The organism is Streptococcus sp. 2741 (assembly GCF_013276315.1).
In the GTDB taxonomy this organism is placed as follows: Bacteria; Bacillota; Bacilli; order Lactobacillales; family Streptococcaceae; genus Streptococcus; species Streptococcus pseudopneumoniae.
Map to the genome: position 1 here is coordinate 1 of NZ_VMKU01000053.1, position 12,451 is coordinate 12,451.

Annotated in this window: 13 protein-coding genes and 1 pseudogene; all 14 read left to right on the forward strand. The window is 42.1% G+C overall.

Annotated features, from left to right (window positions below; all coding sequences use genetic code 11):
• Positions 1-94: 94 nt before the first annotated feature.
• On the forward strand, positions 95-733 hold the full coding sequence (gene tmk, locus HT671_RS05875; RefSeq protein ID WP_138703282.1) for a dTMP kinase: 639 nt from the start codon (positions 95-97) through the stop codon (positions 731-733).
• Positions 730-1,620, forward strand: a complete 891-nt coding sequence (locus tag HT671_RS05880) for a DNA polymerase III subunit delta' (protein WP_000806730.1) — start codon at positions 730-732, stop codon at positions 1,618-1,620. The genes tmk and HT671_RS05880 overlap by 4 nt, the downstream gene beginning before the upstream one ends.
• A 39-nt stretch (positions 1,621-1,659) precedes the next feature.
• Positions 1,660-1,977 carry a DNA replication initiation control protein YabA gene (yabA, locus tag HT671_RS05885; protein WP_000358228.1) on the forward strand — a complete coding sequence of 106 codons (318 nt, stop codon included), beginning with the start codon at positions 1,660-1,662 and terminating at the stop codon, positions 1,975-1,977.
• A 2-nt stretch (positions 1,978-1,979) separates the two neighbouring features.
• Complete coding sequence (gene rsmI, locus HT671_RS05890) at positions 1,980-2,858, forward strand: 16S rRNA (cytidine(1402)-2'-O)-methyltransferase (RefSeq protein ID WP_001166876.1); 879 nt, start codon at positions 1,980-1,982, stop codon at positions 2,856-2,858.
• A gap of 523 nt (positions 2,859-3,381) precedes the next feature.
• Entirely contained in the window at positions 3,382-4,716 is a 1,335-nt protein-coding gene (gene trmFO / locus HT671_RS05895) for a methylenetetrahydrofolate--tRNA-(uracil(54)-C(5))-methyltransferase (FADH(2)-oxidizing) TrmFO (RefSeq protein WP_000083733.1), read from the forward strand.
• 83 nt (positions 4,717-4,799) lie between these two features.
• Positions 4,800-5,537 (forward strand): UMP kinase, encoded by a 738-nt coding sequence (gene pyrH, locus HT671_RS05900; RefSeq protein WP_000002996.1) that lies wholly within the window; start codon positions 4,800-4,802, stop codon positions 5,535-5,537.
• A gap of 8 nt (positions 5,538-5,545) precedes the next feature.
• The gene (gene frr / locus HT671_RS05905) at positions 5,546-6,103 is read left to right on the forward strand and encodes a ribosome recycling factor (RefSeq protein ID WP_001262225.1); all 558 of its coding nucleotides are present in this window, start codon (positions 5,546-5,548) and stop codon (positions 6,101-6,103) included.
• Positions 6,104-6,162: 59 nt separating this feature from the next.
• Entirely contained in the window at positions 6,163-7,017 is an 855-nt protein-coding gene (cvfB, locus tag HT671_RS05910; RefSeq protein ID WP_001095471.1) for an RNA-binding virulence regulatory protein CvfB, read from the forward strand.
• An 8-nt stretch (positions 7,018-7,025) separates the two neighbouring features.
• Positions 7,026-7,241: a YozE family protein gene (locus tag HT671_RS05915; RefSeq protein ID WP_001232084.1), complete on the forward strand. Its 216-nt coding sequence runs from the start codon at positions 7,026-7,028 to the stop codon at positions 7,239-7,241.
• Positions 7,242-7,325: 84 nt separating this feature from the next.
• Entirely contained in the window at positions 7,326-8,330 is a 1,005-nt protein-coding gene (locus tag HT671_RS05920; RefSeq protein WP_000658205.1) for a PhoH family protein, read from the forward strand.
• Between the two features lie 212 nt (positions 8,331-8,542).
• Positions 8,543-9,112: a GNAT family N-acetyltransferase gene (locus HT671_RS05925; RefSeq protein ID WP_000443735.1), complete on the forward strand. Its 570-nt coding sequence runs from the start codon at positions 8,543-8,545 to the stop codon at positions 9,110-9,112.
• A 67-nt stretch (positions 9,113-9,179) separates the two neighbouring features.
• Positions 9,180-9,830 carry a helix-hairpin-helix domain-containing protein gene (locus HT671_RS05930; protein ID WP_138703281.1) on the forward strand — a complete coding sequence of 217 codons (651 nt, stop codon included), beginning with the start codon at positions 9,180-9,182 and terminating at the stop codon, positions 9,828-9,830.
• Positions 9,814-12,048, forward strand: a complete 2,235-nt coding sequence (locus tag HT671_RS05935; protein WP_000942432.1) for a DNA internalization-related competence protein ComEC/Rec2 — start codon at positions 9,814-9,816, stop codon at positions 12,046-12,048. Before HT671_RS05930 ends, HT671_RS05935 begins: the two co-directional genes overlap by 17 nt.
• Before the next feature lie 57 nt (positions 12,049-12,105).
• Positions 12,106-12,451: pseudogene (locus HT671_RS05940) on the forward strand (transposase family protein); the annotation flags it as partial.

Here is a 12,451-nt window from a genome sequence, read left to right on the forward strand (position 1 = left end):
TTTTCATTGAGTATGAAATGAGAAGACAAAAAGATTGTCACAAACCCCTATTTTTTTGATAGAATAGAAGTAGTAAAAAAGAAATGAGTTAGACATGTCAAAAGGATTTTTAGTCTCTCTTGAGGGACCAGAGGGAGCAGGAAAGACCAGTGTTTTAGAGGCTCTGCTACCAATTTTAGAGGAAAAAGGGGTAGAGGTGCTGACGACCCGTGAACCTGGCGGAGTCTTGATTGGGGAGAAGATTCGGGAAGTAATTTTGGATTCAAGTCATACTCAGATGGATGCGAAGACAGAGTTGCTTCTCTATATTGCCAGTCGCAGACAGCACTTGGTGGAAAAAGTTCTTCCAGCCCTTGAAGCTGGCAAGCTGGTCATTATGGATCGTTTTATCGATAGTTCTGTTGCCTATCAGGGATTTGGTCGTGGCTTAGATATTGAAGCCATTGACTGGCTCAATCAGTTTGCGACAGATGGCCTCAAACCCGATTTGACACTCTATTTTGACATCGAGGTGGAAGAAGGACTGGCTCGTATTGCTGCTAATAGTGACCGCGAGGTTAATCGTTTGGATTTGGAAGGGTTGGACTTGCATAAAAAAGTTCGTCAAGGCTACCTTTCTCTTCTGGATAAAGAGGGAAATCGCATTGTCAAGATTGATGCTAGTCTCCCTTTGGAGCAAGTTGTGGAAACTACCAAGGCTGTCTTGTTTGACGGAATGGGCTTGGCCAAATGAAACAAGATCAACTAAAGGCTTGGCAACCAGATCAGTTTGACCGTTTTGTCCGTATCTTAGAACAAGACCAGCTCAATCACGCCTATCTCTTTTCAGGTTTCTTTGGAAGCTTGGAAATGGCGCAATTTTTAGCTAAGAGCCTCTTTTGTACGGATAAAGTTGGCGTCTTACCATGTGAGAAATGCCGAAGTTGCAAGCTGATTGAACAGGAAGAGTTTCCAGATGTCACCTTGATTAAGCCAGTCAATCAGGTCATCAAGACAGAACGCATTCGGGAATTGGTGGGACAGTTTTCTCAAGCAGGGATTGAAAGCCAGCAACAGGTCTTTATCATCGAGCAAGCGGATAAAATGCATCCCAACGCAGCCAATTCTCTGCTCAAGGTCATCGAAGAACCCCAGAGTGAAGTTTATATTTTCTTCTTGACTAGCGATGAGGAAAAGATGTTACCGACAATCCGAAGTCGGACTCAGATCTTCCACTTTAAAAAGCAAGAAGAAAAACTTATCTTACTCTTAGAACAAATGGGACTTGTTAAGAAAAAAGCGACTCTTTTAACTAAGTTTAGTCAATCGCGAGCTGAAGCAGAAAAGTTGGCTAATCAGGCAAGTTTTTGGACCTTGGTCGATGAAAGTGAACGCCTGCTGACTTGGTTAGTAGCTAAGAAAAAAGAAAGTTATCTACAGGTTGCCAAATTAGCCAACTTGGCAGATGATAAGGAAAAACAGGATCAGGTTTTACGGATTCTTGAAGTTCTCTGTGGGCAGGACCTCTTGCAGGTAAGAGTAAGAGTGATTCTACAAGATTTACTAGAAGCTAGAAAAATGTGGCAAGCTAATGTCAGCTTTCAAAATGCCATGGAATATCTGGTCTTGAAAGAAATATAAACTCAAAAATGAATGATAAAGAAAGGAAAGGGCTGTTTTATGGACAAAAAAGAATTATTTGACGCGCTGGATGATTTTTCCCAACAATTATTGGTAACCTTAGCCGATGTGGAAGCCATCAAGAAAAATCTCAAGAGCTTGGTAGAAGAAAATACAGCTCTTCGCTTGGAAAATAGTAAGTTGCGAGAACGCTTGGGTGAGGTGGAAGCAGACGCTCCCGTCAAGGCCAAGCATGTTCGCGAAAGTGTCCGTCGTATTTACCGTGATGGATTTCACGTATGTAATGATTTTTATGGACAACGTCGAGAGCAGGACGAAGAATGTATGTTCTGTGATGAGTTGTTATACAGGGAGTAGGCATGCAAATTCAAAAAAGTTTTAAGGGGCAGTCTCCCTATGGCAAGCTGTATCTAGTGGCAACGCCGATTGGCAATCTAGATGATATGACTTTTCGTGCTATCCAGACCTTGAAAGAAGTAGATTGGATTGCTGCTGAGGATACGCGCAATACAGGGCTTTTGCTCAAGCATTTTGACATTTCCACCAAGCAGATCAGTTTTCATGAGCACAATGCCAAGGAAAAAATTCCTGATTTGATTGGTTTCTTGAAAGCAGGGCAAAGTATTGCTCAGGTCTCTGATGCCGGTTTGCCTAGCATTTCAGACCCTGGTCATGATTTGGTTAAGGCAGCTATTGAGGAAGAAATTGCAGTTGTGACTGTTCCAGGTGCCTCTGCAGGAATTTCTGCCTTGATTGCCAGTGGTCTAGCGCCACAACCACATATCTTTTACGGCTTTTTACCGAGAAAATCAGGCCAGCAAAAGCAATTTTTCGACTCGAAAAAAGATTATCCTGAAACTCAGATTTTCTATGAATCGCCTCATCGTGTAGCAGATACGTTGGAAAATATGTTAGAAGTCTACGGTAACCGCTCGGTTGTCTTGGTCAGGGAATTGACTAAAATCTATGAAGAATACCAACGCGGTACCATTTCTGAGTTATTGGAAAGCATTGCTGAAACGCCACTTAAAGGAGAATGCCTTCTCATTGTTGAAGGTGCCAGTCAGGATGTGGAGGAAAAAGACGAGGAGGACTTGTTCTTAGAAATCCAAGCCCGTATCCAGCAAGGCATGAAGAAAAATCAAGCTATCAAGGAAGTCGCTAAGATTTACCAGTGGAATAAAAGCCAGCTCTACGCTGCCTACCATGATTGGGAAGAAAATCAAGAAAATGACTAATACTCTTCGAAAATCTCTTCAAACCGTGTCAACGTCGCCTTGTCGTAGGTGTGGTTACTGACTTCGTCAGTTCTATCCACAACCTCAAAACAGTGTTTTGAGCTGGACTTCGTCAGTTCTATCTACAACTTCAAAGCAGTGCTTTGAGCAACCTGCGGCTAGTTTGCTCTTTGATTTTCATTTAGTATAAACAGGGAAGTTTGCCTTCTTCCCTTTTTTTGTTATACTAGTAGAAGAAAAAAATAGAAAGATTTGTGGGAGTGAAAAAGTCCGGGGGACTTTTTCAGCTTGAGCCAAGAAATTCGAGAGCGAGGAAAGTCCGGGGGACTTTTTCAGCTTGAGCCAAGAAATTCGAGAGCGAGGAAAGTCTGGGGGACTTTTTCAGCCTGAGCCAAGAAATTCGAGAGCGAAGTAAGTCCAATGGACTTTTTCAGCCTGAGCCAAGAAACTCGAAAGCTCGTAAGTCTGATTGGCTTTTTCAATGTGAATCTTAACTTCACACTCCCAAAGAGGTATTAGTGTCGTGTCTCAATCTTATATCAATGTTATCGGTGCTGGTTTGGCAGGTTCTGAAGCAGCTTACCAAATCGCAGAGCGTGGTATTCCAGTTAAACTTTATGAAATGCGTGGTGTCAAGTCGACTCCTCAGCACAAAACAGACAATTTTGCTGAGTTGGTTTGTTCCAATTCTTTGCGTGGGGATGCTTTGACAAATGCAGTTGGTCTTCTCAAGGAAGAAATGCGTCGCTTGGGTTCTGTTATCTTGGAATCTGCTGAGGCTACACGTGTTCCTGCCGGTGGAGCCCTTGCGGTGGATCGTGATGGTTTCTCTCAAATGGTGACCGAAAAAGTGGTCAACCACCCCTTGATTGAAGTGGTGCGTGATGAAATTACAGAATTGCCAACAGATGTTATTACAGTTGTGGCGACTGGTCCCTTGACTAGCGATGCCCTGGCTGAAAAGATTCATGCCCTTAATAATGGCGATGGCTTCTATTTCTACGATGCAGCAGCGCCTATTATCGATGTCAACACTATCGATATGAGTAAGGTCTATCTCAAATCTCGTTATGATAAGGGAGAAGCAGCCTATCTCAATGCTCCAATGACCAAGCAAGAGTTTATGGATTTCCATGAAGCCTTGGTCAATGCGGAAGAAGCACCGCTCAATTCTTTTGAAAAAGAAAAGTACTTTGAAGGATGTATGCCAATCGAAGTCATGGCCAAACGAGGCATTAAAACTATGCTTTATGGTCCTATGAAACCAGTCGGTCTTGAGTATCCAGACGACTACACAGGTCCTCGTGATGGAGAATTTAAAACCCCTTATGCGGTGGTTCAACTTCGTCAGGACAATGCAGCTGGTAGCCTCTATAATATCGTCGGTTTCCAAACCCACCTTAAATGGGGAGAGCAAAAGCGCGTTTTCCAAATGATTCCAGGTCTTGAAAATGCGGAGTTTGTTCGTTATGGGGTCATGCACCGCAATTCTTACATGGATTCACCAAATCTTCTGGAGCAGACCTACCGTTCTAAGAAACAACCAAATCTCTTCTTTGCTGGTCAGATGACGGGTGTGGAAGGCTATGTAGAGTCCGCAGCATCAGGCTTAGTTGCAGGTATTAACGCGGCTCGACTCTTCAAGGGTGAAAGTGAGGCTATTTTCCCAGAGACAACAGCGATTGGAAGTCTAGCTCATTACATCACCCATGCCGACAGCAAACATTTCCAACCAATGAATGTCAACTTTGGGATTATCAAGGAGTTGGAAGGCGAACGTATCCGTGATAAGAAGGCTCGTTATGAAAAAATTGCAGAGCGTGCCCTCAGCGATTTAGAGGAATTTTTGACTGTCTAATTTTTTTGAAAGAATCGCTCATGATACTATAAAAATCTTAGAAATTGTGATAAAATAGGTAGGATAAAAGAAGGAGAGTGAAAATGGCGAATCCCAAGTATAAACGTATTTTAATCAAGTTATCAGGTGAAGCCCTTGCCGGTGAACGTGGCGTAGGGATTGATATCCAAACAGTTCAAACAATCGCAAAAGAGATTCAAGAAGTTCATAGCTTAGGTATCGAAATTGCCCTTGTTATCGGTGGAGGAAATCTCTGGCGTGGAGAACCTGCAGCAGAAGCAGGTATGGACCGCGTTCAGGCAGATTACACAGGAATGCTTGGGACTGTTATGAATGCTCTTGTGATGGCCGATTCATTGCAACAAGTTGGTGTTGATACGCGTGTGCAAACAGCTATTGCAATGCAACAAGTGGCAGAGCCTTATGTCCGTGGACGTGCCCTTCGTCATCTTGAAAAAGGCCGTATCGTTATCTTTGGTGCCGGAATTGGTTCACCTTACTTCTCAACAGATACAACAGCGGCCCTTCGTGCAGCTGAAATCGAAGCGGATGCTATCCTTATGGCTAAAAATGGGGTCGATGGTGTTTACAATGCCGATCCTAAGAAGGACAAGACAGCCGTTAAGTTTGAAGAATTGACCCACCGTGACGTTATCAATAAAGGTCTTCGTATCATGGACTCAACTGCTTCAACCCTCTCAATGGATAACGACATTGACTTGGTTGTCTTCAACATGAACCAACCAGGCAACATCAAACGTGTCGTATTTGGTGAAAATATCGGAACAACAGTTTCAAATAATATCGAAGAAAAGGAATAAGAAAGATTATGGCTAACGCAATTATTGAAAAAGCTAAAGAGAGAATGACCCAGTCTCACCAATCACTTGCTCGTGAATTTGGTGGTATCCGTGCTGGTCGTGCCAACGCAAGTTTACTCGACCGTGTACATGTAGAATACTATGGAGTAGAAACTCCTCTTAACCAAATTGCTTCAATTACCATTCCAGAAGCGCGTGTTTTGTTGGTAACACCATTTGACAAGTCTTCATTGAAAGACATCGAACGTGCCTTAAACGCTTCTGATCTTGGTATCACACCAGCTAACGATGGTTCTGTAATTCGTTTGGTTATCCCTGCTCTTACAGAAGAAACTCGTCGTGACCTTGCTAAAGAAGTGAAGAAAGTCGGTGAGAATGCTAAAGTGGCTGTCCGCAATATCCGTCGCGATGCTATGGATGAAGCTAAGAAACAAGAAAAAGCAAAAGAAATCACTGAAGACGAATTGAAGACTCTTGAAAAAGACATTCAAAAAGTAACAGATGATGCTGTTAAACACATCGACGACATGACTGCCAACAAAGAGAAAGAACTCTTGGAAGTCTAAAAATAAACAGAAAAACTCAGTTGGCATTGCTGGCTGAGTTTTGTTCGAAAGAAGGAAATATGAATACAAATCTTGCAAGTTTTATCGTTGGACTGATCATCGATGAAAACGACCGTTTTTACTTTGTTCAAAAGGATGGCCAGACCTATGCTCTTACCAAGGAAGAAGGTCAACATACAGTAGGGGATACGGTTAAAGGTTTTGCCTACACGGATATGAAGCAAAAACTCCGCTTGACAACTCTAGAAGTGACTGCCACTCAGGACCAATTTGGTTGGGGACGTGTCACAGAAGTTCGTAAAGACTTGGGTGTCTTTGTGGATACAGGCCTTCCTGACAAGGAAATCGTTGTGTCACTCGATATTCTCCCTGAGCTCAAGGAACTCTGGCCTAAGAAGGGTGATCAACTCTACATCCGTCTTGAAGTGGACAAGAAAGATCGTATCTGGGGACTCTTGGCTTATCAAGAAGACTTCCAACGTCTGGCTCGACCTGCCTACAACAACATGCAGAACCAAAACTGGCCAGCCATTGTATACCGCCTCAAGCTGTCAGGAACTTTTGTTTACCTGCCAGAAAATAACATGCTTGGTTTTATCCATCCTAGCGAGCGCTATGCAGAGCCACGTTTAGGGCAAGTTTTAGATGCGCGTGTCATTGGTTTCCGCGAAGTGGACCGCACTCTGAACCTCTCCCTCAAACCACGTTCGTTTGAAATGTTGGAAAATGATGCCCAGATGATTTTGACTTATTTGGAAAGCAATGGCGGTTTCATGACCTTGAATGATAAGTCATCTCCAGATGACATCAAGGCAACCTTTGGCATTTCTAAAGGTCAGTTCAAGAAAGTTTTAGGTGGTCTTATGAAGGCTGGTAAAATCAAGCAAGACCAGTTTGGGACAGAATTGATCTAGGGTGACATATGAGAAAATCATTTTACACTTGGCTCATGACCGAGCGCAATCCTAAAAGTAACAGTCCCAAAGCTATCCTAGCAGACCTAGCCTTTGAAGAATCAGCTTTTCCAAAACACACAGATGATTTTGATGAGGTGAGTCGCTTTTTGGAAGAACATGCCAGTTTCTCTTTTAACCTAGGAGACTTTGACGCTATCTGGCAAGAATACTTAGAACACTAGCATGATTCATTGGGTTTGGGCTAGTAATTTCTCCATCCCTTTGCTATAATAAAAAGAAATAAAAGGATTAGAGAGGTTCTTTATTTGAAGGAACATTCAATAGACATTCAACTGAGTCATCCAGATGACCTGTTTCATCTTTTTGGTTCCAATGAGCGCCATCTTCGTTTGATGGAAGAAGAGCTTGATGTGGTGATTCATGCTCGTACAGAGATTGTACAAGTCTTGGGGGGGGAGTCAGCTTGTGAGGAAGCTAGACAAGTTATTCAAGCCTTGATGGTTTTGGTAAATCGTGGAATGACAGTCGGCACACCAGATGTAGTGACTGCGATTAGCATGGTCAAAAACGATGAAATCGACAAATTTGTCGCCCTTTATGAAGAAGAAATTATCAAGGATAATACAGGGAAGCCTATCCGTGTCAAAACACTAGGTCAAAAACTTTATGTGGACAGTGTTAAACAGCATGATGTGACCTTTGGAATTGGGCCAGCAGGTACAGGGAAGACCTTTCTTGCAGTGACCTTAGCAGTGACTGCACTTAAACGTGGGCAAGTCAAGAGGATTATCTTGACACGTCCAGCGGTGGAAGCAGGAGAGAGTCTAGGTTTTCTTCCGGGTGATCTTAAGGAGAAGGTAGATCCTTACCTTCGACCTGTTTATGATGCTTTGTATCAGATTCTGGGGAAAGACCAAACAACTCGACTCATGGAGCGTGAAATTATTGAGATTGCGCCCCTTGCCTATATGCGTGGACGGACCTTGGATGATGCCTTTGTCATTCTCGATGAGGCGCAAAATACGACCATTATGCAGATGAAGATGTTTTTGACTCGTTTAGGTTTTCATTCTAAGATGATTGTCAATGGAGATATCAGTCAGATTGACCTGCCACGCAATGTCAAGTCCGGTTTGATTGATGCCCAAGAGAAACTCAAGAACATTCACCAGATTGACTTTGTTCATTTTTCAGCCAAGGATGTGGTTCGCCACCCAGTTGTCGCTCAGATTATCCGAGCCTATGAACCAGAACCGGTTAAAAAAGAAGAGAGTGAAGAATTAGATTCTCAACCTCTATATGAAGGATAGTTCTTTTGTACTTAAAGTTATCTCAATACTAAATCTATAGTAGATTGAAGCTAGAATAGTACGTTGTGACTGCTAAAACATTTTTAGAAATTAATTTGACTTTCCTGATTGATTTGTTTATATCTTATTTCAATCTACTATAAGTTTGCTTTTTAAATGTTTTATTCAATATCCTTATATTAGATTAGAAAGGTTTCAAGTGGAAGAAACGTATGGAATCAATCTTTTTAAAACTAGCTCAGTATCCCATAGTCGAGACAGAGCGTTTGTTGCTTAGACCTGTAACTTTGAATGATGCGGAAGCAATGTTTGACTATGCCTCGGACAAGGATAATACACGTTACACTTTTTCAACCAATCAAAATGTAGAAGAAACCAAGAATAATATTGCTCAGTTCTACTTGGCTAATCCCTTGGGACGCTGGGGGATTGAATTAAAAGATAACGGCAAGTTTATCGGAACCATTGACTTGCACAAGATTGATCCTGTTCTTAAGAAGGCAGCTATTGGCTACATTATCAATAAAAAGTATTGGAATCAAGGATTGACGACAGAAGCCAATCGTGCCGTAATTGAGCTAGCTTTTGAGAAGATAGGAATGAATAAGTTAGTTGCTTTACACGATAAGGCTAATCCCGCGTCAGGAAAGGTCATGGAGAAATCAGGCATGCGTTTTTCCCACGAAGAAGCTTATGCTTGTATGGACCAGCATGAAAAAGGCCGAATCGTGACAAGAGTTCATTATGTCTTGACCAAGGAAGACTATTTTGCAAATAAATAAGCAGTTGAAAAGAAATTTTTCGACTGTTTTTTCTTCCTCTTACGAATAATCTAAGAGAGGAGAAAATATGGAAGCAATTATCGAGAAAATCAAAGAGTATAAAATCATCGTCATCTGTACTGGTCTGGGCTTGCTTGTAGGCGGATTTTTCCTGCTAAAGCTAGCTCCACAAACACCTGTAAAGGAAACGAATTTGCAGGCTGAAGTTGCAGCTGTTTCCAAGGATTTGGTATCCGAAAAGGAAGTGAACAAGGAAGAGAAGGAAGAACCCCTTGAACAAGATCTAATCACAGTAGATGTCAAAGGTGCTGTCAAATCGCCAGGGATTTATGACTTGCCTGTAGGTAGTCGAGTCAATGATGCTGTTCAGAAGGCTGGTGGCTTGACAGAGCAAGCAGACAGCAAGTCGCTCAATCTAGCTCAGAAAGTTAGTGATGAGGCTCTGGTTTACGTTCCTACTAAGGGAGAAGAAGCAGTTAGTCAACAGACTGGTTCGGGGACAGCTTCTTCAACAAGCAAGGAAAAGAAGGTCAATCTCAACAAGGCCAGTCTGGAAGAGCTTAAACAGGTTAAGGGACTGGGAGGAAAACGAGCTCAGGACATTATAGACCATCGTGAGGCAAATGGGAAATTCAAGTCGATTGATGAACTCAAGAAGGTCTCTGGCATTGGTGCTAAGACCATAGAAAAGCTAAAAGACTATGTTACAGTGGATTAAGAACATCCCCATTCCCCTAATTTACCTGAGTTTTTTGTTACTTTGGTTTTATTACGCTATTTTCTCAGCATCCTATCTTGCTTTGTTGGGCTTTGTTTTTCTGCTAGTCTGTCTCTTTTTCCAATTTCCATGGAAATCAACAGGCAAAGTTTTAGTGATTTGTGGAGTCTTTGGCTTCTGGTTTCTGTTTCAAAATTGGCAACAGAGCCAAGCGAGTCAAAATCTGGCGGATTCTGTTGAAAGGGTACGGATTCTGCCTGACACTGTTAAGGTCAATGGTGATAGTCTGTCCTTTCGCGGCAAGGCTGATGGACGCATTTTTCAAGTCTATTATAAACTCCAGTCCGAGGAGGAGAAAGAAGCCTTTCAAGCTTTAACCGACCTGCATGAGATAGGACTAGAAGGGAAGCTTTCGGAGCCAGAAGGGCAGAGAAATTTTGGTGGCTTTAATTACCAAGCCTATCTGAAGACTCAGGGAATTTACCAGACTCTCAATATCAAAACAATCCAGTCACTTCAAAAGATTGGCAGTTGGGATATAGGAGAAAACTTGTCCAGTTTACGTCGAAAGGCTGTGGTTTGGATTAAGACGCACTTTCCAGACCCTATGCGCAATTACATGACAGGACTCTTGCTGGGACATCTGGACACCGACTTTGAAGAGATGAATGAGCTTTATTCCAGTCTAGGAATTATCCACCTCTTTGCCCTATCTGGCATGCAGGTAGGTTTTTTCATGAACGGATTTAAGAAACTTCTCTTGCGATTGGGCTTGACCCAAGAAAAGTTGAAATGGCTGACTTATCCCTTTTCCCTTATCTATGCGGGACTAACTGGATTTTCAGCATCGGTTATTCGCAGTCTCTTGCAAAAGCTACTGGCTCAACATGGGGTTAAGGGCTTGGATAATTTTGCCTTGACAGTGTTTCTCCTCTTTATTGTCATGCCAAACTTTTTCTTGACAGCAGGAGGAGTCTTGTCCTGCGCTTATGCTTTTATCCTGACCATGACCAGCAAAGAAGGGGAGGGGCTCAAGGCTGTTGCTAGTGAAAGTCTAGTCATCTCCTTGGGCATATTGCCCATTCTATCCTTCTATTTTGCGGAATTTCAACCTTGGTCCATCCTCTTGACCTTTGTCTTTTCCTTTCTATTTGATTTGGTCTTCTTACCGCTCTTGTCTATCTTATTTGCCCTTTCCTTTCTCTATCCAGTCATTCAACTGAATTTTATCTTTGAATGGTTGGAGGGAATGATTCGCTTGGTCTCGCAGATGACAAGTAGGCCGTTTGTCTTTGGACAACCTAATGCATGGTTTTTAATTTTATTGTTAATTTCCTTGGCTTTGGTCTATGATTTGAGGAAAAATATCAAAAGAGTAGCTGGCTTCAGCTTACTTATTGTGGGTCTCTTTTTCTTGACCAAGCATCCACTGGAAAATGAAATTACCATGCTGGATGTGGGGCAAGGAGAAAGTATTTTCCTAAGGGATGTAACTGGGAAGACCATTCTCATAGATGTAGGTGGCAAGGCAGAATCTGATAAGAAAATTGAAAAATGGCAAGAAAAGGCGACGACCAGCAATGCCCAGCGAACCTTGATTCCCTATCTCAAAAGTCGAGGAGTAGCCAAGATTGACCAGCTGATTTTGACAAATACGGACAAGGAACATGTTGGAGATTTGTTGGAGGTGACCAAGGCTTTTCATGTAGGGGAGATTTTAGTATCAAAAGGAAGTCTGAAACAGAAGGAATTTGTGGCAGAACTACAGGCGACTCAAACCAAGGTGCGCAGTGTGACAGCAGGAGAGAACTTGCCAATTTTTGGAAGTCAGTTAGAAGTCCTATCTCCAAGGAAAATTGGAGATCATGAAGATACCCTGGTTTTGTATGGAAAACTCTTGGATAAAAACTTTCTTTTCACTGGAAATTTGGAGGAGAAAGGAGAGAAGGACATGCTGAAGCACTATCCTGACCTAGAAGTGGATGTTTTGAAAGCTAGCCAACATGGCTCTAAAAAATCATTAAGTTCAGACTTTTTAGAACAGCTCAAACCAGAGATGACTCTCATCTCAGTTGGAAAGAACAATCGAACGAAACTCCCCCATCAGGAAACTTTGACACGACTGGAAGGTATCAATAGCAAAGTTTACCGAACTGACCAGCATGGAGCTATACGGTTTAAAGGTTGGAATAGTTGGAAGATTGAAAGCGTTCGATAGGAAAGATAAATATTATTATTAGACTTCCTGCGAAACAAAATATGGTATAATAGTTCTATGAATTATGAAGCAAGTAAACAACTAACTGATGCACAATTTAATCGTCTTGTTGGTGTTCAGCGCACGACTTTTGAAGAGATGTTAGCTGTATTAAAAATTAAACACGCAAAAGATGGATAAAAACCTAAATTAAGCCTAGAATACCTTCTTATGGCGACTTCAATATGTGCGAGAATATCGAACTTATGAACAAATTGCGGCTGATTTTGGTATCCACGAAAGCAACTTAACCCATCGGAGTCAATGGGTTGAAGTAACTCTTGTTCAAAGTGGTTTTACGATTTCAAGACCTCCTCTCAGTTCTGAGGACACGGTAATGATTGATGCGACGGAAGTAAAAATC